The organism is Bauldia litoralis, from assembly GCF_900104485.1.
Lineage (GTDB): Bacteria > Pseudomonadota > Alphaproteobacteria > Rhizobiales > Kaistiaceae > Bauldia > Bauldia litoralis.
Genome location: NZ_FMXQ01000002.1, coordinates 443565 through 462983, shown reverse-complemented (window position 1 = coordinate 462983; position 19419 = coordinate 443565). Strand labels below are relative to the sequence as shown.

General features: G+C 65.5%; 20 protein-coding genes and 1 tRNA gene. 15 read left to right on the top strand and 6 right to left on the bottom strand.

The features are described from left to right. Nucleotides 1–350: 350 nt before the first annotated feature. Complete coding sequence (locus BLT60_RS06110) at nucleotides 351–2288, top strand: HWE histidine kinase domain-containing protein (RefSeq protein ID WP_090875501.1); 1938 nt, start codon at nucleotides 351–353, stop codon at nucleotides 2286–2288. 4 nt (nucleotides 2289–2292) lie between these two features. Next, on the top strand, nucleotides 2293–2673 hold the full coding sequence (locus tag BLT60_RS06105) for a response regulator (protein WP_090875499.1): 381 nt from the start codon (nucleotides 2293–2295) through the stop codon (nucleotides 2671–2673). On the opposite strand, the gene BLT60_RS06100 is transcribed toward BLT60_RS06105, so the two are convergent. After that, the gene (locus tag BLT60_RS06100) at nucleotides 2670–3425 is read right to left on the bottom strand and encodes a Crp/Fnr family transcriptional regulator (RefSeq protein ID WP_090875497.1); all 756 of its coding nucleotides are present in this window, start codon (nucleotides 3423–3425) and stop codon (nucleotides 2670–2672) included. The genes BLT60_RS06105 and BLT60_RS06100 overlap by 4 nt on opposite strands. A gap of 163 nt (nucleotides 3426–3588) precedes the next feature. Here BLT60_RS06100 and BLT60_RS06095 point away from each other — a divergent pair, with 163 nt between their 5' ends. From BLT60_RS06095 to BLT60_RS06085, 3 genes are all read left to right on the top strand, one after another. Then, nucleotides 3589–3966, top strand: a complete 378-nt coding sequence (locus BLT60_RS06095) for a response regulator (protein ID WP_175478311.1) — start codon at nucleotides 3589–3591, stop codon at nucleotides 3964–3966. Nucleotides 3967–4126: 160 nt separating this feature from the next. Further along, the gene (locus BLT60_RS06090) at nucleotides 4127–5092 is read left to right on the top strand and encodes a PAS domain-containing sensor histidine kinase (protein ID WP_175478310.1); all 966 of its coding nucleotides are present in this window, start codon (nucleotides 4127–4129) and stop codon (nucleotides 5090–5092) included. A gap of 283 nt (nucleotides 5093–5375) precedes the next feature. Further along, nucleotides 5376–5579, top strand: coding sequence for a CsbD family protein (locus tag BLT60_RS06085; RefSeq protein WP_090875491.1), 204 nt, complete (start codon nucleotides 5376–5378; stop codon nucleotides 5577–5579). An 86-nt stretch (nucleotides 5580–5665) separates the two neighbouring features. Here the strand turns inward: BLT60_RS06085 and BLT60_RS06080 are convergent, their stop codons facing one another. Further along, a complete protein-coding gene (locus tag BLT60_RS06080) occupies nucleotides 5666–6457 on the bottom strand; it encodes a response regulator (RefSeq protein WP_090875490.1) in 792 nt (263 codons plus the stop codon). Between the two features lie 166 nt (nucleotides 6458–6623). Here BLT60_RS06080 and BLT60_RS06075 point away from each other — a divergent pair, with 166 nt between their 5' ends. Next, nucleotides 6624–6845 carry a NepR family anti-sigma factor gene (locus tag BLT60_RS06075; protein WP_175478309.1) on the top strand — a complete coding sequence of 74 codons (222 nt, stop codon included), beginning with the start codon at nucleotides 6624–6626 and terminating at the stop codon, nucleotides 6843–6845. Beyond that, entirely contained in the window at nucleotides 6842–7387 is a 546-nt protein-coding gene (locus tag BLT60_RS06070) for a sigma-70 family RNA polymerase sigma factor (protein WP_090875488.1), read from the top strand. Before BLT60_RS06075 ends, BLT60_RS06070 begins: the two co-directional genes overlap by 4 nt. 34 nt (nucleotides 7388–7421) lie before the next feature. Here the strand turns inward: BLT60_RS06070 and BLT60_RS06065 are convergent, their stop codons facing one another. After that, complete coding sequence (locus BLT60_RS06065) at nucleotides 7422–7859, bottom strand: DUF4864 domain-containing protein (protein ID WP_090875763.1); 438 nt, start codon at nucleotides 7857–7859, stop codon at nucleotides 7422–7424. Nucleotides 7860–7996: 137 nt separating this feature from the next. On the opposite strand from BLT60_RS06065, the gene BLT60_RS06060 reads away from it, so the two are divergent. Next, nucleotides 7997–8072 (top strand) — tRNA-Lys (locus BLT60_RS06060). A gap of 284 nt (nucleotides 8073–8356) precedes the next feature. Here BLT60_RS06060 and BLT60_RS06055 read toward each other — a convergent pair. Next, entirely contained in the window at nucleotides 8357–9733 is a 1377-nt protein-coding gene (locus BLT60_RS06055) for a family 16 glycosylhydrolase (protein WP_175478308.1), read from the bottom strand. A gap of 396 nt (nucleotides 9734–10129) precedes the next feature. Between BLT60_RS06055 and BLT60_RS06050 the strand changes: the two genes are divergently transcribed. The 6 genes from BLT60_RS06050 to BLT60_RS06025 all read left to right on the top strand — a co-directional run bounded on the left by BLT60_RS06050 (nucleotide 10130) and on the right by BLT60_RS06025 (nucleotide 16592). Next, nucleotides 10130–11038, top strand: coding sequence for a LysR family transcriptional regulator (locus tag BLT60_RS06050; protein ID WP_090875484.1), 909 nt, complete (start codon nucleotides 10130–10132; stop codon nucleotides 11036–11038). A gap of 124 nt (nucleotides 11039–11162) precedes the next feature. Further along, nucleotides 11163–12320: an ABC transporter substrate-binding protein gene (locus BLT60_RS06045; RefSeq protein WP_090875762.1), complete on the top strand. Its 1158-nt coding sequence runs from the start codon at nucleotides 11163–11165 to the stop codon at nucleotides 12318–12320. Nucleotides 12321–12393: 73 nt separating this feature from the next. Then, nucleotides 12394–13389, top strand: a complete 996-nt coding sequence (locus BLT60_RS06040) for an ABC transporter ATP-binding protein (protein WP_090875483.1) — start codon at nucleotides 12394–12396, stop codon at nucleotides 13387–13389. Further along, nucleotides 13386–14333: an ABC transporter permease gene (locus BLT60_RS06035; RefSeq protein ID WP_090875481.1), complete on the top strand. Its 948-nt coding sequence runs from the start codon at nucleotides 13386–13388 to the stop codon at nucleotides 14331–14333. The genes BLT60_RS06040 and BLT60_RS06035 overlap by 4 nt, the downstream gene beginning before the upstream one ends. Then, nucleotides 14323–15138: an ABC transporter permease gene (locus tag BLT60_RS06030; RefSeq protein WP_090875479.1), complete on the top strand. Its 816-nt coding sequence runs from the start codon at nucleotides 14323–14325 to the stop codon at nucleotides 15136–15138. The genes BLT60_RS06035 and BLT60_RS06030 overlap by 11 nt, the downstream gene beginning before the upstream one ends. A gap of 26 nt (nucleotides 15139–15164) precedes the next feature. Next, nucleotides 15165–16592 (top strand): gamma-aminobutyraldehyde dehydrogenase, encoded by a 1428-nt coding sequence (locus tag BLT60_RS06025; RefSeq protein WP_090875477.1) that lies wholly within the window; start codon nucleotides 15165–15167, stop codon nucleotides 16590–16592. Between the two features lie 25 nt (nucleotides 16593–16617). Here the strand turns inward: BLT60_RS06025 and BLT60_RS06020 are convergent, their stop codons facing one another. Together BLT60_RS06020 and BLT60_RS06015 are read right to left on the bottom strand one after the other, a co-directional pair. Beyond that, nucleotides 16618–17265 (bottom strand): Vgb family protein, encoded by a 648-nt coding sequence (locus tag BLT60_RS06020; RefSeq protein WP_090875475.1) that lies wholly within the window; start codon nucleotides 17263–17265, stop codon nucleotides 16618–16620. A gap of 9 nt (nucleotides 17266–17274) precedes the next feature. After that, nucleotides 17275–18495 carry a helix-turn-helix domain-containing protein gene (locus BLT60_RS06015; protein WP_090875473.1) on the bottom strand — a complete coding sequence of 407 codons (1221 nt, stop codon included), beginning with the start codon at nucleotides 18493–18495 and terminating at the stop codon, nucleotides 17275–17277. Between the two features lie 126 nt (nucleotides 18496–18621). On the opposite strand from BLT60_RS06015, the gene BLT60_RS06010 reads away from it, so the two are divergent. Further along, nucleotides 18622–19404 (top strand): DUF899 domain-containing protein, encoded by a 783-nt coding sequence (locus BLT60_RS06010; RefSeq protein ID WP_090875471.1) that lies wholly within the window; start codon nucleotides 18622–18624, stop codon nucleotides 19402–19404. Nucleotides 19405–19419: the final 15 nt, after the last annotated feature.

Here is a 19419-nt window from a genome sequence, read left to right as displayed (position 1 = left end):
TTTCGGTTTCCGAGCCGGGCGAACACACCTGGGAGGACGTTGGTGCGTTTGGCCGCAGCCGGGTTACGGGCCAAACAACAAGGGATTCCGGTGGTTTGTTCCCACAATTATTTTCGCCGTTTCGTGGAACTCCAGGCAATATTGGGCGTTACACACCTCATACGCACCGAGCAGATTCCAATGACGCCTCCTATTTCATCCCATCCATCATCTCATCGGTCTCGGTTCCTGACGGACCCTGGGGCGTGGTGAGTTTCGTCACAATTCTGCTGGTCGTCGGAGCGCTCTGAGAGCGGGTAACACGGGTCGAGGATCGCTTGCCGCAAAGAGAAATAGTCCGGCACCGCAGGATGGCGACGGCGGTCGCCATCGTGGTGGGCCTCGGGGCGACAGCACTGGGGGGCTGGTTCGTCTACGATTCCTATCAGCGGCTTCGCGAAGAGCAGGCAAGCGCTCGAATTGACACCGCCGCGACGGCAGTCAAGGTTGCGCTTGACCGCGTCGCGATTTCCGTTCGCGCGGTGCGCGGACTCTATGCCGCGAACAATGTAACCAAGGACGAATTCGATCGCTTCGCGGTGCCTCTGGCGGCGGACGAGGTCCTGCGCGGGATCGGCTTTCTTCGGCGCGTCCCGGCAGAGGACCGCCAGGAATACCAGGTGAGGTTTGAAACCGAACCGGCGCGGTCGATCGGAATTTGGCAGCGCGGGCCTGATGGCGCCCCTGTTGCGGCCTTGGAACGACCTTTCCATTTTGTCATCGAATCCGGCTACCTGTCTGGCGAAGGCCAGCCCTCCTACGGTTTCGACGCCGCGTCCGATCCGGTTCGACGAGCGGCCATCGAACAGACGATCAGCCAGTTCCAGCTTGTCGTCAGCGACGCAACGAGCCTGCTGGGTACCGACGAACGGGGGGTGGTGTTCTATCTGCCGGCGCTGGACCGGAGCGGCGACGTCATCGGCGTTGCCTTCGCCTCCGTTACGGTTGACGACCTTGCCCGCTTTGCCCAACGAACCAGCGGCATTGCCAAGATCCTCCTGACGGTCGGTCCCTCCGCGAGCGCGGCCGAAGCCGTCGCCGACGCGGAGCCGGTCACGTCCCCGCCGAATCGCCAGACCTTCTCCTTTGGTGGCCGGACCTGGACCGTGACGGTGGGTGCTGCTCCATCCAGCGCCTCGACCGTCATGTGGTGGGCGGTCTTGCTGGTCGTGGGCGCCGGGCTGGCCTCGACGGTCGCGGTGGTCGGCTATATCGCCAACCGGTCGAAGACCGAGCAGATCGCGGAAGCTCAGGCGCAACTGCGCGGCATGCTCGACGGTATCGGCCCGCTGGCCTGGCTTCTCGGCCCCGACGGCAAGGTGATCAGCGCCAATCGCGCCGCCGTCGAGGTCATGAAAGTCGCCGAAGGAGATATGATCGGCCGGGCGCTCTGGGACCTTTCGCTTGACTACGAGGAGCCGGAAGAGGGCGCCCGCATCCGCCAGGCGATCGCGACCGCACGCAACGGCGAGGACGCGCGCTTCGACTTCACGATCGATGTCGACGAAGAGTCGCGGGTTCTCGACCTCTGGGTCCGGCCGCTGACGCCGAACAGCGCGCGGACGCATAACCTCGTGGCTACCGCCGTCGACGTCACGGACCGCCACGAGGCGCAGGAGATCCAGCGCCTGCTGATGCGCGAACTCGACCACCGGATGAAGAACACGCTGCAGGTGATCCAGGCGGTCATCCGGCGCACGGCCCGCACCCAGCAATCGGTTTCGTTGTTCGAGAATTCGCTGCTCGGGCGAATCCAGACGATGTCACGGGCCCATGAGTTGCTGGCCGGGGAACGCTGGCTTGGCGCGGATATCGACACCGTGATTCGCCAGGAGGCGGGCAGCTTCGATGTCGGCGGCGTTATCCGGATCGGCGGACCGCGGCTGAGGCTGAGCCCCAAGGCAGCGCTGTCCTTCGCGCTGGTCATTCACGAACTCGGCACCAACGCTTCCAAATACGGCGCGTTGTCGATCCCGACCGGACGGGTCGAGATCGTCTGGTCGATCACCCGCATCGACGAGGAATTGTGGATGCTGCTCAAATGGCAGGAGTCCGGCGGACCGGCGGTCAAGCCACCGGAAGACCGCGGCTTCGGATCGATGCTGATCGAGCGGAGCATCGCTTATGAACTCGGTGGCGATGCCCACCTGGACTTCCGCGAGGAAGGGCTTCTTTGCGAGATCCGCGCGCCCCTGCACACCATCCGGCCATTTGCGAAAGAGTTGGCCAAGGAGAAGGTAAACGCGTGACACCATGACCGAGACTCACGGGAAGCTTGCCATTTTCGTCCTCGAGGACGAGTTCATCATCGCCGACGAGATCGCCTCGATTCTGGAGGACGCCGGTCATTCGGTGATCGGGCCGGCGGCGACGGTCGAGGCGGCGCTGGCGCGACTCCAAGGCGACGCGGTGCCTGACGTGGCGATCATTGACGCGAACCTGAGGGGCGATTCCAGCCTGCCGGTGGCGGAGCGGCTCCGCGAACTCAAGGTGCCGTTCTGCCTGTGCACCGGCTATCGGTCGAACGACCTCACCAGCGAATTCGGCGAGGTGGCGATGGTGCAGAAGCCGGTGAGCCCGCGCGCGATTCTTGAAACGATCCGCAAGCTCGCTCCTGTCGCCGGGGGAGCCTAGATATACGGGCGCTGGACGCTGACCGTGTCGTCCCAGTTGGCGAGGTCCGCCAGTGCGTCGCGATCAAGCAGGCGAAGGGTGCGGTCCTGCCAGGCGATCAGCTTCTTGCGCGCCAGCTGATTGAGCGTCCGGTTGGTGTGGACCAGCGAAAGGCCCAGCATGTCGGCAACATGTTGCTGGGTCAGCGGAAATGTCACCGACGCGCCGCGGGTCATGCCGCGATCCTGCGCCCGGCTGAAGAGGAAAAGCAACAGGAAGGCGGTCCGGGCAGCGGCAGTGCGCTGGCCGAGGTTGAGCAAGTGCTCGTCGAGGACCTGTTCCTCACGCGAGGCGAGCCAGGTGACGTCGAAGGCCAGCCCCGGATGATCGCGATAAAGCTCCCATAGGCGCTCGCGCTCGAAGACGCAGAGGAACATGTCGGAGAGCGCTTCGACGGAATGCTGCATCTCGTCCATGATCGCGCCCTGCAGGCCGATGAAATCGCCCGGCAGGATGACATTGAGGATCTGGCGATTGCCGTTCTCCAGCAACTTGTAGCGAAAACCCCAGCCGGAAAGCACCGTAAGCAAATGTGCGCTATGGCTGCCCTCCGCCATGATCGTCGTCCCGGCCTCGGCGGTGAGTTCGCCGGTCTTGAAATGTGAGACGAACTCGAGTTCCTCCCGCTTGAACGGCCGGAAGATTTCCAGGTCTCGCAGTGGGCACCGTTCGCAGGGATATTTGCGGGTAAGGGCCGGGGGTCGTGGTGCCATGGAATCCTCGTTACCGGTCAACAGTATACGAGGAAAGCTTCCCCCGCGATGGTTCGCCGCTGCCAAACCTGCACATCACGAGATCCCCGGCTACGTCATTTGATAACGACAGGGGCGGCGCCGCGTGGGAATCAGCACCATGCTGGTCGCTGGAGAATTTTCAATGAAACGAACCGCCGGCGGACCGCTGTCCGGCCTCTCGGTTCTTATTGTCGAGGACGAGTTCCTTATTGCCGTCGAGGCCCAGCGTATTATCGAGGAAGCCGGAGCGGCGAGCGCCTGGCCGGTCAACTCGGTGGATGCCGCGCGGAAGCACCTGGCGAATCAGTCAGTCGATGTCGTCATTCTCGACATGCGGCTCGGCGATGGCGACAGCGGTGGGCTGATGGCCGAACTCCTCGCATGTGGGACTCCCTTCGTTATTGCCAGCGGCCTTGCCATGACCCACAGCCACGCCGCCGTGGTGGTGATGAAACCCTACCGGGATATTGACCTCGTCGATGCGATCCTGGCGACGATGGCTTCCAGCCGAAATTCCTGATTCGGTCGCCTCGTGGCCGGAAACGCGGGTTTCCGATCGATTTACGCTTTTGCGGTATTCACGTCGGAACAATAGTCCCGGCGAGACTGTTGCCTCGATATTCTGGCGGCGGTCCAAAGGCGGAAATGTGTCGAACGAACGACAAGGTCTCAATGACCGCGTGGAAAAAGCGCTGGCGATCCTGAGTGGAACGCCGATCAGCTTTTCGTACCAGGATGCCGAGCTGCGGTATGTCTGGTTCGAGAACGCGCCGGCGGAATGGGCGGTCGACGAAGCGACAGGCGGCGGCGACGCGGACCTGTTTCCAGCCTCGTCGGCGGCGTCCCTGACGGCGGCGAAGGCCGAGGTGGTCGGGAACGCTGTATCCCGGAAGGCCGAACTGACGCTCGATCATCCGGAAGGACAGCGCTTCTACGACATTTTTCTCCAGCCCGACTGCGATGCTGACGGCAACGTGATCGGGGTTCTGTCGTCGATCGTCGACGTCTCAGACCGGCGGCGCTCCGAGGCGATCCGCGAAACTCTTTTGCGCGAGGTCACACATCGGTCGAAGAACCTGCTGGCGATCGTCATGAGCCTGGCGGCCCAGACGTCGCGCACCGCCCGGACGGTCGACGATTTTCTCGATCGCTTCAATGGCCGCGTGCAGTCGATGTCCCGATCGCAGGATCTGATTACGGAAGCCAACTGGCGCGGCGCACAGCTCAGCGAACTGATCGCGACGCAGGTCGAATCCTTCGCCGCCCGGGGCCGGCAGCAGGTCGTTCTTCACGGGCGCGACTATTACCTGAAACCGAATGCAGCGCTTTATGTTGGCCTCGCCCTGCACGAGCTCGCGGTGAATTCCGTCCAGACCGGGGCCCTGGCGACGCCAAACGGCCGCGTCAGTGTCGCCGTGACGGCACTCCCGGGATTCAACGACCGGGCGGATCCGACGACGCCGGCGCTTTCGCTGATGTGGAGCGAGACGGGCGAGGGGCCGGTCGAGGAACCGGACCGCGAGGAGTTTGGCTATGTGCTGCTGTCGCGGCTGGTGCCGTTGGCGGTCGGCGGTGCATCGGAGCTCTCCGGCGGCCCGGATGGCCTGCGCTATGCGCTGACGCTACAGCGTCGCGAAATCGAATAGACCGATGCCGCCCTGTCCGCGCCTTGCGCGGACAGATACGAAATATCCCGCAATTCATCCGGCCCCGGTGTCCGGAACCCGCTTGGGGCGCTCGCGTTAACGACGGTGGTCGACTGCATCCAAGCCCCCCTTGGCAGTCGGCAGGGAGGGGGCGCGGCCGCGCGGTCGCGTCCCTTTCCAAGTCGGTCTTAGTTAGCGAATTCGACATCGATGCGGGAACTTCAGAGCGGCAAGGGGCGTTTCCTTCCCGTCGAATGTTTCACCCCGTCAAGGAGACGAAATCATGAATTGGGACCAGATCAAAGGCAACTGGAAGCAAACCAAGGGCGAAGTCCAGAAGCAGTGGGGCAAGCTCACCAACGACGATCTCGACGTCGTCGAGGGCGAGCGCACCAAGCTCGCCGGTCGGCTCCAGGAGCGCTACGGCTACGCCAAGGACCAGGCCAACAAGGAGATCGACAGCTGGCTCGATCGCAACAACGCCTGAGCCTGACACCGGCTAAAGAAAATGGCGGGACCTGCGAAGGTCCCGCCATTTTTCGTTTCAGGGTCCTGCCGGGAAGGTTCGACGGATCAGGCGGGAGTGCCCTTGCGGGCCTTGCGATCGAAGAACAGGGCCTGGCTCAAGACCGCCGAAACCATCGAGGGCTGGAAGGGCTTGACGATGAGGAAGGTCGGCTCGGGCCGGTCGCCGGTCAGGAAGCGTTCCGGATAGGCGGTGATGAAGATCGCAGGTACCTCGAAGGACTCGAGCAACTCGTTGACCGCGTCCAGGCCGGAGCTTTCATCAGCCAGCCGGATGTCGGCGAGGATCAGGCCGGGCTGTTTGGCCTTGGCGAGGGCAATGGCCTCGTCATGGGTACGGGCGATCCCGGTGACCCGGTGCCCAAGATCCTGCACAAGGCTTTCGAGCTCCATCGCGATGACCGGCTCATCCTCGATGATCATCACGTCGCTGGCAATGTCCTGCGCCAGTTCGCGGCCGGAGTCGTTGATCAGCTCGCGGACCTCATCGAGTTCGACACCGAGGATCGCCGCGGCTTCCTCGTCGCTGAAGCCTTCGAGAGAGACGAGCAGGAAGGCCTGGCGAGGCAGGGGCGTCAGCCGGGTCAGGCGCTTTTCCGCCGGTTCGCTATCGTCCACGGTTTCGGCGCCGTTGACGGCGAGGGAGTTCCAGATCTGGGCGAAGGTGCGGTACAGGCCCACCTTGGGATCAGGCGAGACGTCCAGCGCCGAGGGATCCTCGACCAGCGCCTCGAGCGTTGCGGCAACATAGGCATCGCCGGACGCCTGGTCGCCGGTGAGGGCGCGCGCATAGCGGCGAAGATAAGGAATGTGAGAGGCGACTGCCTGTGACCCGGGCACGTGATGTCTCCTTGAGAATGACTATGCTTGTTTTAGGATTGCTAGGAGCTTGCGTCGACACTTGCAAAAAACAATTGCCGTAGCGATGAAACCATTTCGCACGGCAAACGTTCCATATCTTCCGGACGTCGGAAGTGTTTCCAGGCGTTAAAGGGCTGAATCAGACATGAAGGACCGGAAAACTTCCGCTCGCGATGAAAAATTGAAACAGGAAACGAACCCAGACAAGACCGCCAAGCTTGGACGGGACATCCAGGCACGGATCGGTGAGCAGCTGCGCGCCATGTATGGCGACGTGGTGGATCAGGGCGTGCCGGATCGGTTCGTCGAACTCCTGAACCAGATGGACAAACCCCGCAAGGGCGACAAGGGCGGGACTTCGGAATGAAGCTGGATCCCTCGATCCGCGACCAAATGCTTTCGGCGATCCCCAACCTGCGGGCGTTCGCTTACTCGCTCTGCGGCAATGGGGACCGGGCAGACGACCTCGTCCAGGAAACGCTGATGCGGGCGATCGACAAGATCGACCATTTCACCCCCGGGACCAACCTCAACGCCTGGCTCTTCACCATCCTGCGCAACCATTTCCGTTCGGAATTCCGGAAACGGAAGCGCGAAGTCGAGGATGTCGACGGCAAGCATGCCGACAGGCTCGTCTCCCAGCCGAACCAGGTTGGCCGGGTCGAATTCGAGGAACTGCGCGAGGCGCTGGCCACCTTGCCGGAGTCGCAGCGCGAGGCGCTGATCCTTGTGGGCGCCTCCGGTTTCTCCTACGAGGAAGCGGCCGAAATTTCGGGCTGTGCGGTCGGCACCGTCAAGAGCCGCGTCAACCGCGCCCGGGCCCGGCTTGCCGAAATGCTGTCGGTCGAAGTCGGCGACTTCACCTCAGACCAGCAGATGCGTGCGATGATCGGCGAGGCCGCCGGCTGATCGACGGCCCGCTCGCCTCGCCCCGCGACGCCGATCAGGCGACGCTGCCTTCGTCCTCGACGAGCGTGCAGCCGCTGATTTTCCAGCTACCGTCCGGCTGCTGCTCGAGCGAATAGATCGCTACCCAGTTCTTGCCGTCCGGGCCGGTGACGAAGACCCGCTGGGTCGGTCCCTGCGGCGTCAGCACGGCCTCGCCAAAGACCACCGATTTTGGCCGGTAGACCGGCTGGTAGCCGCTCCGCACCATCGCCATGAACGCGTCGACCGAGGGGAAGAGCCCCTGGATTATCGGCGCGGCGTAGCCGTAGGCGGCGTCGCCGTCGTCGCGCTGGAACGCGGCGATCTGGTTCTGGATGGTGGTGCGGATGCCGTCGCGATCCACGTCGGCGAGCTGGGCGCTGGCAGGGTGCGCCGCGGCGATGCCGAAGACGAGGAGAATTGTGAAGAAGGCGTGTCTGGTCCGGCTGGTCATGTCGGTTCCCTCCATGCTGATACCGACTATACGGAGAAAACCGGCGGTTGGTTTCCCTCCCGGCCGAAAAGATTGCGCCCGACAGGCGGCTCATGTATTGACCCGACGCGCGGCGGCCAGCCATATGGTGCGCACGCGAGCGCGTAGCTCAGCTGGTAGAGCAACTGACTTTTAATCAGTAGGTCCAGGGTTCGAGCCCCTGCGCGCTCACCAAATTCTGATTTCTTGAAGCGTTTCGCTGTCGATCAGGGCGCGACGAAACGCGTCCGTCGATGCGGCCTCACCCCTTCGGCCGGCCGAGGTGGTCACGTCTCGCCACGGATATCCGATCCCACGAAGGGACGTGTACTGCGCGGGCGGCTGCGTTCACACCTCGGACGGTTCAAGGTTCCAGACGACGGGGCAGCGCCGATATCGCCCGCAGGATATGGCCTGTCCAGCAGGATCAGATGAAGCCGGAGGTTATCCGGCTTCATCCAGTCATTCGGGTTTCCCCATCACACCAGGAAGAAATCACCGTCGTCAGCGTCCGGGCGCCCCTGGAGTTTGGCGATGGTCACGGGATCGAGACCGCCCGGACCGTCAATATCGACACTCACCAACCCGGTTCCCTTGGCATAAAGGACCTCGGCTTCGGGACTGAGTTCTTCGACGTGGATGGCGATCATGTCCTTGCCGGACTTGAAGTCCTTGATCGTGTCCACCCCGAAGGCGTTGCCCGCGGCGTTGATTGAAAAGTAGAAGATGTCGGCACCCTTGCCGCCCCAGAGCTTGTCGTTACCGTGCCCGCCGTCGAGGAAGTCCTTGCCACTTCCGCCCATCAGCACGTCTTCGTCCGATCCGCCGTAGAGAACGTCCTTGCCGGCGCCGCCCCTGAGTTTGTCCTTGCCGGTGCCGCCGATGATCGTGTCGTTGCCGGCGGCGCCCACGACGATGTCGTTGCCTCTGCCCGCGTAGGCCGTGTCGTCGCCGTTGCCCCCGCGGATGGTGTCGTCACCGCGGCGGCCGATGAGGGTGTCGTGACCGCCAGCTCCGAAGAGCGTGTCGCCGCCGCCGCCGCCGTTGATGCCGTCATTGTTCATGGTGCCGAGCATCTTGTTGGCGTTGCCGTTGCCAAGCAGGGTTGACAGCCTTTCCACCTTCACCGAGTCCACGTCGAAGAAGAAGGTCTGGTTGGCGCCGGCGCTGGTCGCAGGCTTGAAACCGGGGTCGCCGACCGGAGGCCCGCTGGGGTCGCCGGGAGACGGTCCCCAAGTGGTGGGCACGCCCCAGAGATTCATGTGGAGTTGTTGCGGCTCCGTCGGCACGTTCTTGGTGTCCGTCCGGATGAGGGTGCCATCGACGAACCAGCGGACCATGCCCGGCATCCACTCCATGCGGTAGGTATGCCAGTCCGCGAAGCTGCCGGTCATGTCGATGGATTCGGGATGGGCCGTCTTGTCTCCCGGCTCGTGGGCAAAGACGTTGGTCGAGATCTTGTTGAGATTGGTGGTCAGGATCTCGAAGTCGATCTCGTCATGAACGTTGCGATCGACGTTGGGCGGGAAGTCCTGGTACGAGAAGAACCCGGCGATCATGCCGCCCTGGGTCCCCTCGTAGCGGAATCGCCCTTCGAAGGCGATGCCTCCGTCGGTCACGTCCCAGGCCTGTTTGGTGATCGCCTCCGATCCGCTGAACGCCTTGCCGTCGAGCCAGGTGTCGAGGCGGATGCGGGCCATACCGTTTTCTGCCAGCGGCAATGACTGGCGCATCTGGGTCAGGCCCAGGAAGGACGGGTTGTTCTGCGCGGACCAGTGGTTGTAGTCCCAATTCGCCGCGTTGAGTGGTCCGTTCGTCGAGAAATCGTCCTGAAACAGAATTTTGGTACCAGTCAATTGTGATGTCATAAGCCTCTCCCGCAAACTCCTGCCACCCAAGTCCTATACTATTACGTGCATAACGACAGCCTCGACACCGGGATGTCGGGCCGAAGGTAAACACAGCGGTCGACACGCAAACAACCGGTGACGATGCCGCAGCGACCCGGAACGGGGCGGAAGCTATCGCTCTACGCGGGGCCGCAAGCCGGGTCGATGCGCGCCGGAATGACCCCCGGTCACGGTCGCGGTTCCCCTCCTTGCGGGGATGGACAGTCTCCCTGGGGCGCTATCTACCAAACCTGTCTCCCGTTTCGAGACCGTGCCCCGGGCCGATCATGTCTCGACCTCCGGTAACCATAAACCACCTGTTCTGGCCCTTTGTGGGCGGCCGGGTTCATGGTTATTGGGAGGATGGCCTTCACGATCCGGCAGATTCAGTATTTCCTCGCGGTGGCGGACCAGGGGACGGTGTCCGGCGCGGCGCAGAATCTGTCGATCTCGCAGTCGTCGGTAACCGAGGCGATCCGCGAGCTGGAGCGCGACCTCGGGGTGGCGCTGTTCGAGCGGCATCCGCGCGGGCTGACGATCACCCACAAGGGGCAGCAGTTCCTCCGGCACGCGACCAAGATCCTCGCCGATGTCTCCGATGCGCGGCGGGCATTCTCCGAGGAGCGGGCGGCGGCGACCGGGAGCCTGCAACTCGGCGTCACCTCGCTGGTCGCCGGCTACGTCCTCTCCGACCTGCTGGCCCGCTATCGCCGCGCCTATCCGGCCATCGACGTCTCGGCGATCGAGGATAATGGCGAATACCTGGAGCACCTGCTGATCGGCGGCGAACTCGACGTCGCGGTGATGGTGATCTCCAACCTGCGGGATCGCATGGCGCTGCAGGCGGAAATCCTCGAGGTCTCGCCCTACCGGCTGTGGCTGCCGCTCGGGCATCACCTGGCCAGCGCCGACATCATCGGCGTCAACGATATCGCGGCCGAACCGCTGATTATGCTGACCGTCGACGAGATCGAGGAAAATACCGGCAAGCTGCTCTCGGCGCTTGGGGCCAAGCCGCATGTCGCGTTTCGCACGCGCTCGGTCGAGGCGGTGCGCAGCCTGGTGGCGACGGGGGCGGGGGTGGCGCTGCTGCCGGACCTCGTCTACCGACCTTGGTCGCTGGAAGGCGACCGCATCGAATCCCGCGACGTGTCGGGCTCGCTGCCGGTGGTCCAGGTCGGCGTCGTCTGGCGTCGCGGGTCGCACCTGGCCGACTCCGCGCGCGATTTCATCGGGATCGCGCAGACGCAGCGGGTTGTGCGGCACCGTTAGTATCGGAAATACCGATATCGACCTTCTGATAAATGAAATTGCGAAACCGGCGAGAAGGCGTGACCATGCCTTCCGGATGCCTGTCGCCGGCTGGGGTCGCGACGGCTTGACCGGGAGAGAAGACATGAAATCCGTGCTGAAATCCTGCACTGCCCTTGCGGTTGTCCTGAGTTTCGCCAGCCAGGGGATGGCAGCGGAAATGCTGCCGGCGCTTGGCGAGCCGGAAGGCCAGGTCGATATCGTCGCCTGGCCGGGCTACATCGAACGCGGCGAGACCGACGAGAATTTCGACTGGGTGACCGACTTCGAGACCGCCACCGGATGCACGGTCAACGTCAAGACCGCCAACACCTCCGACGAGATGGTGGCGCTGATGAACGAGGGCGGCTTCGACCTCGTCACCGCTTCGGGCGACGCCTCGCTGCGGCTGATCGCCGGCGACCGGGTCCAGCCGATCAACGTCGACCTGATCCCGAGCTGGTCGACCGTCGACGAGCGGCTGCAGGACGCGCCTTGGCACACCGTCAAGGGCATCCACTATGGCGTCCCGTACCAGTGGGGCCCGAACGTGCTGATGTACAACACCGAGGTCTTCGCCGAAGCGCCGACGAGCTGGAACGTCGTCTTCGAGGAGATGGACCTGCCGGACGGCAAGTCGAATGTCGGCCGCGTCCAGGCCTATGACGGGCCGATCCATATCGCCGACGCCGCCAACTACCTCATGACCCACCAGCCGGAGCTCGGCATCAAGAGCCCCTACGAACTGAACGCCGACCAGTACAAGGCGGCGCTCGACCTGCTGCGCGGCCAGCGCAAGCTCGTTTCGCGCTACTGGCACGACGCCTTCATCCAGATGGACGACTTCAAGAATGAGGGCGTGGTCGCCTCCGGCTCGTGGCCGTTCCAGGTCAACATCCTGAAGAGCGAGGACATGCCCATCGCCTCGACGATTCCGGAAGAGGGCGCCACCGGCTGGGCGGATTCGACGATGATGCACGCCAACGCCGCCCATCCGACCTGCGCCTACAAGTGGCTGGAGCACTCGCTGTCGCCGAAGGTGCAGGGCGACCTCGCCGCATGGTTCGGCTCGGTTCCCTCGGTGCCGGCGGCCTGCAACGGCAATGAATTGCTCACCGACGCCGGCTGCGAGACCAACGGCTTCGAGGATTTCGCCAAGATCAAGTTCTGGCAGACCCCGGTGTCGGCCTGCGAGAGCCAGGGGGAGTGCGTTCCCTACTATCGCTGGGTCTCCGACTATATCGGCGTGATCGGCGGACGCTGATCGCGATCCTCACCCATGACACGGCCCCCGTCCGTCGCGATCGTCGCGGCGGGCGGGCGTCCCTGAGCCGGACATGACAACGGCGGTTTCCTTCCAGAACGTCTCGCGCCATTTCGGTCCGGTGCGCGCGGTCGACCGGGTCGACCTCGCCATCGCCGAGGGCGAGTTCTTCGCCATGCTCGGTCCGTCCGGATCGGGCAAGACGACATGCCTGCGGCTGATCGCCGGTTTCGAGCAGCCCACCGCCGGGCATATCGAGATCTTCGGCGAAACCGCCGAAGGCGTGCCGCCGTACCGGCGCAACGTCAACACGGTGTTCCAGGACTACGCGCTCTTTCCGCACCTCAACGTCATCGACAATGTCGGCTACGGCCTGATGGTCCGCGGCGTCGGCAAGGCCGAACGGCACAGGATCGCGGCGGAAGCGCTCGAACTGGTCCAGTTGCCGGGCTATGGCGAACGGCGGCCGGGACAGCTTTCGGGCGGCCAGCGCCAGCGCGTCGCGCTGGCCCGGGCGCTGGTCAACAAGCCCCGGGTGCTGCTCCTCGACGAGCCGCTCGGGGCGCTCGACCTCAAGCTGCGCGAGCAGATGCAGGAGGAACTGCGGGCACTGCAGAAGCGCCTCGGCATCACCTTCGTCTTCGTCACCCACGATCAGGGCGAGGCGCTGTCGATGGCCGACCGCATCGCAGTGTTCAACGACGGGCGGATCATGCAACTCGGGACGCCGGAGGACGTTTACCGGCGGCCGGCCTCGCGCTTCGTCGCCGATTTCGTCGGGTCCTCCAACGTTCTGCCGCCGGACTTCGTCGAGCGCCATGCCGGGACGGCGCGATGGGCGAGCCTTCGCCCGGAGGCCGTCCGGGTCGAGCCGGGCGCGGCCGGTGCGGTCACCGGCACCGTAGCGGCGCGGAACTTCCTCGGTGCGTCGACGCGCATAGCCATCGTCGTCGAGGGGCTCCGGCTCCATGCCGTGCTGCCGGCGGGGCGTGTCGCGTCGGGGGAGGGCGAGGCGGTATCGCTCGCCTGGGACGCCGCCGACCTTCACCTGATGGAAGACGAGGGATGAGCGCGGCCGCCCATGCCGTCCTGCCCGGCCGTGGCGGCGTGTTCGGCGCGCTGGCCGACCTCCTGTGGCGTCGGCCGGGGGTGTTGCTCTTCGTCATGCTGCTGCCGCCGGTGCTGTGGCTCGGAGTCATCTACCTCGGCTCGCTGTTCGCGCTGCTCGCCCAGAGCTTCTTCTCGATCGACGAGTTTTCCGGGCTGATCCGGCACGAACTGACCCTGAAGACCTATGGCGAGCTGTTCCGGCCGTCGAACCTCGACATCATTCTCCGCTCGGTGATCATGGCGGCGGTGGTAACGCTGGCGGCGGCGGTCGTCGCCTTTCCGATCGCCTATTACGCGGCCCGTTATGCGCGCGGCAAATGGCGGGTGTTGTTCTATCTCGGCGCGATGCTGCCGCTTTGGTCGAGCTATCTGGTCAAGGTCTATGCCTGGAAGCTGATCCTCGCCAAGGAAGGCATCCTCAACTGGGCCTTCGCGCAACTGCACCTGACATGGCTGCTCGACCTGGTGCTGGCGATCCCGGTGATCGGCGGCAATTCGCTGTCAGTGAGCTATATCGGCACCTTCCTCGTCTTCCTCTATGTCTGGCTGCCGTTCATGATCTTGCCGACCCAGGCGGCGCTGGAGCGGGTGCCGGTCAGCCTGATCGAGGCGTCCTCCGACCTCGGAGCCGCACCGCGCCAGACCTTCCGCACCGTACTCCTGCCGCTGGCGCTGCCGGGCATGGTCGCCGGATCTATCTTCACCTTCTCGCTGACGCTGGGCGACTACATCATCCCGCAGATCGTCGGCTCGTCGCGGCTGTTCATCGGCCAGGCGGTCTACGCCCAGCAGGGCACGGCAGGCAACATTCCGCTCGCCGCCGCCTTCACGGTCGTGCCGATCGTCATCATGGGCTTCTACCTGTGGGGCGCCAGGCGGATGGGGGCCTTCGATGCGCTCTGACCGGGGAAGCCGCGCACCGCTTGGCCTGAAGATCGCCGCGGCGGCGGGACTGCTGTTCCTGCATGTGCCGATCCTGCTGATCTTCGCCTATGCCTTCACCACCGAGGAGCGGAGCTACCAGTGGCCACCGCCGGGCTTCACGCTGCAGTGGTTCGCCGCGACGTGGAACCGGCCGGATGTCTGGCAGGCGCTCGGCCTGTCGCTGCGGGTGGCGACGATCTCGACGGCGATCGCGCTGGTGCTCGGCTCGCTCTGCGCGGCGGCTGTGTCGGGCTCGCGCTTCTTCGGCCGCGAGACGATCTCGCTGCTGATCATCCTGCCGATCGCGCTGCCGGGCATCATCACGGGCATCGCGCTGCGGTCGGCCTTCAACATCGCCGACATTCCCTTCTCCTTCTGGACGATCGTCCTCGGCCACGCGACCTTCTGCGTCGTCGTCGTCTACAACAACGCCATCGCCCGCTTTCGGCGGACCTCCGGTTCGCTGATCGAGGCGTCGATGGACCTCGGCGCCGACGGCTTCCAGACGCTGCGCCACGTCATCCTGCCCAATATCGGCACTGCGCTGGTCGCCGGCGGGATGCTGGCCTTCGCGCTGTCTTTCGACGAGGTGATCGTCACCACCTTCACCGCCGGCCAGCAGCAGACGCTGCCGATCTGGATGCTCGAGGAACTGGTGCGCCCGCGCCAGCGTCCGGTCACCAATGTCGTGGCGATGGTCGTCGTGCTGGTCACGCTGCTGCCGATCGTCGCCGCTTATTACCTCACCCGGGACGGCGCCGAGATCGCCGGCCAGGGCAAGTGAAAGCCGTCATGCCAGGGAGTACCGCAATGGACACGCAAATGCTGATCGGCTCCGGTTTCGAGGCCGGGACGGAGACCGCCGAAACCATCCTCAACCCGCGCACCGGCGAGACCATCCTCGACCTCCCGGAGGCTTCCGCCACGCAGATCGAGGCGGCGGTCGCGGCCGCCGAAAAGGCCTTCGTCAAGTGGTCGCGGACGACGCCGGCGGAGCGCTCCGGCTACCTGCTGAAGATCGCCGACCGCATCGAGGCGGAGGCGGAGAGCTTCGCGGCGCTCGAGGCGCTGAACTGCGGCAAGCCGATCAATGCCGTTACCAACGACGAGATTCCGGCGATCGTCGATTGCTACCGCTTCTTCGCCGGGGCGGTGCGCTGCGTGCCCGGCAACGCGGCCGGCGAATACATGCCGGGCTTCACGTCGATGGTGCGGCGCGACCCGATCGGCATCGTCGCCTCGATCGCGCCGTGGAACTATCCGCTGATGATGATGGCGTGGAAGCTGGCGCCGGCGATCGGCGGCGGCAACACGGTGGTGTTCAAGCCGTCCGAGCAGACGCCTCTGACGGCGCTGAAGATGGCGAAGATCCTCGCCGACGTGCTGCCCGAAGGCGTCGTCAACGTGGTGCTCGGACGGGGCGACAGCGTCGGCAACGCGCTGATCAACCACCCCAAGGTCAACATGATCTCGATCACCGGCGACGTCGCGACCGGCAAGAAGGTCCTGCAGGCGGCCGCCAAGTCGGTAAAGCGCACGCATCTGGAGCTTGGCGGCAAGGCGCCGGTCATCGTCTTCGACGACGCCGATATCGGGGCGGTGGTCGAGGGGCTTCGGGCGTTCGGCTATTACAACGCCGGCCAGGATTGCACGGCCGCGTGCCGGATCTATGCCGGCGCCAAGGTCTACGACAAGTTCGTCGCCGACCTCTCCTCGGCGGTATCGACCATCGCCTATGGCGGGGCCGACGACACGAAGAACGAGATCGGGCCGCTGATCTCCAAGCGCCAGCGCGAGCGGGTTTCAAGCTTCGTCGAGCGGGCTTCGGAACTCAGCCATATCGAGATCACCACCGGCGGCAAGCCGGGCGACGGCAACGGCTTCTTCTACCAGCCGACGGTGGTGGCCGGCGCGCTGCAGTCCGACGAGATCGTTCGCCGCGAGGTCTTTGGCCCGGTGGTTTCGGTGACCCGCTTCACCGAGGTCGAGGAGGCGGTGACCTGGGCCAACGATTCCGACTATGGCCTCGCTTCGTCGGTGTGGACGGCGGACGTCTCCCGGGCAATGGCGACGGCGGCGCGCCTCCAGTATGGCTGCACGTGGATCAACACCCACTTCATGCTGGTCAACGAGATGCCGCATGGCGGGCTGAAGCAGTCGGGCTACGGCAAGGACATGTCGCTCTACGCGCTCGAGGACTACACGGCGGTGCGCCACGTCATGGTGAAACACGGCTGACGCGGCTGGCTCCGGCCGGCCGCGGCTAGCGCGCCGTTTCGCGGGCGGGGCGGCGGATGGCCCTGACCTTGCCGGTGTCGCCGCCGCCGCAGAAGAAGCGGTCGGCGCCATCGGATTCGAGGCCCGAGACGGAGACGCCGGGCGGCAGGTCGAGCCGCTCCAAAACTTCGCCGGTCTCAGGGTCGATGCGGCGCAACTCGCTCTCGTCGCCCTCCCAGGTGCCGTGCCAGAAGTCGCCATCCACCCAGGTGACGCCGGTGACGAAGCGGTTGGATTCGATGGTGCGGAGGATAGCGCCGGTCTCGGGATCGACCTGGTGGATCTTGCGCTCCCGGTACTGGCCGACCCACAGCGTGCCCTCGGCCCAGGCGAGGCCTGAATCGCTGCCGCCGCCAGGCGCCGGGATGCTGGCAAGGATGCTGCCGGTTTCCGGATCGATCTTCTGGATGCGGTCCGCGGCGATCTGGAAGAGGTGGCGGCCGTCGAAGGCGCTTCCGGCATGGGCGGGGATGTCGATCGTGCCGACGATCTCGCCGGTTCGGGGGTCGAGCGCGTTCAGCCTGTCGCCCGAGGCGAACCAGACGCGCTTGCAGTCGAAGGTCACCCCGCCAATCGAGTTGACGCCGGGGAAGGGGCCGTATTCGGCGAGGAGGTCTGCTGTCGAGTGTTTCATCGCGGCAACCTAGCGGCTCGCCAGCGGCGAGGGGAGTAACAAGCCTGTCGGGAATCCGGGGACCGAGGCGGCGACCCAGCGGCGGGCCCGGCCGCGGCCGAACGGCTGCGCCTTGCCTGTCTCCGCCAGTCGTTCGAGGGCGCGCTGCACCGAGCGCTGGCTGATGCCGAGCGCCAGCGCCAGCGCCGAACTCGACCACGCTTCGCCATCGCTGAGGAGAGCGAGCACCGCCGCATGATCGTCCTCGACCGGCTGGGCGAGCACGACGACATCGCGGTCGCCATCCGGCATCAGCCTGAAGCCGTTCGGTGTTGCGGTGATCCCGGCGAGGCCGCGCAGCGCGGCGCGGGTGCGGCCGATTTCGACCCGCAGCCGGGCGCGATGCGACTCGTCGCTTTGCCTGGCGCGAAACGCCCGGCGCAGGAGGTCGGTGCGACTGGCGTCGCCTGGCCAGCTTTCGGCGAGGACGCGGGCGAGGGTGAAGAGCACGGGGCGACGGTCGAGGGAGACGATCGCGCCGCCCGCCCGGACGGCGTTGCGGGTCGCGTCGACGACGAGCGACGGCGACGCCAGCAGGGCCTCGACCTCCTCGAGCAGGAGCAGGCGTTCGTTGCCATCGGCAATCAGGCGCGCGGCCGGGGTGGTCAGGACGCGGGCGGCGGCTTCGACCTCGGCGGATAGCGAGGGGATCCCGGCCTGGGCCGCAGCCCGGGCGGCATTGGCAAGGGCCGCGCGGGCCGGGGCCGTCCTCAGCCGCCGGATCTCGATGCCGGCGACGACCAGTTCATAGGCGGCTCGCGCGGCTGGCGGCAGCGGCGCGGGATCGAAGGCGGCGCGGCGGGCCTCGGCTTCGTCGAGCCTTCCGAGCAGCAACAGGCGGCGAAGCGCGAGGTATCCGGCATAGGCGGCATTGACCCGGTCGCCGTGGTCGGCAAGCACCGTCCGGGCTGCGTCGAGGGTCTGCTGCGGCCGACCGAGATCGCGCGAGACGAGGGCGATCTCCGCCTCGGCGACGACACAGCGCGCGCGGGCGACGGCCTCGCGCGACCCGAAGGCGCGGGCGGCGCGGGCGAGCAGCGCCTTTGCCCGGTCAAGGTCGCCGAGCTGGGCCATGGCGATGCCGCGCAGCGCCAGCGCCGGCGCGTCATCGCGAAGGGCGACGAGGTTGAGCGCGCCCAGCGGATCGCCGGCCGCAAGCGACAGCGCCCCGGCGGTAATCAGCGAATCCATGGAAATCGCGCCAGACTTGTCACTCTCACCCTCCGCTTCACGGTCGTAAATCATCTCCCGGCCGCCAGCCAGCCTCTCGTTTACGCGAAGGCAGGGCGATGGCGCTGAACAAGAAGGAGACGACCGATGACGACACATCCGATTGCAAGCCGGGACGAATGGCTGGCCAGACGGCTGGAGCTGATGGAGGCGGAGAAGGCGCTAACGCGGCAGAGCGATGCGCTGGCCGAGAGGCGGCAGGCGCTGCCCTGGGTCCGGATCGACAAGGACTACCGCTTCGAGACGGACGCGGGCGAGGCCTCGCTGGCGGACCTGTTCCAGGGGCGCTCGCAGCTCCTCGTCTATCACTTCATGTTCGGCCCGGACTACAAGGCCGGATGCCCTTCGTGCTCTGCGATCGCCGACGGTTTCGACGGCTTCGCGGTGCACCTCGCCAACCACGACGTCTTGCTGACCGCGGTTTCGCGGGCGCCGCTCGCCAAGCTGCAAGGCTTCAGGCAGCGGATGGGATGGTCCTTCCCCTGGGCCTCTTCCTTCGGTAGCGACTTCAACGCCGACTTCAACGTCTCGTTCACCGAGGCAGAGCAGCGCAATGGCGGTGTCGAGTACAACTACCGGCGCGAGGCCGCGAAAACCGCTCCGTCCGAGGTGACGGAGCCTCGGAAGGAGGACGGTCCTGCCAACACGATCGAAGCCATCACGGGGACCGACATGGCGACGTTCCTGCGGGAGCGGCCCGGGATGAGCGCCTTCGTCCGCGAGGACGGCGTCATCTACCACACCTACTCGACCTACTCCCGCGGGCTCGACGGGCTGTGGGGCATGTACCAGTGGCTCGACCGCGCGCCCAGGGGGCGCAACGAGTCGGGCATCTGGTGGCGCCACCACGACGACTACGCGGCGGCCTGAGCCATGGCGTCGGCG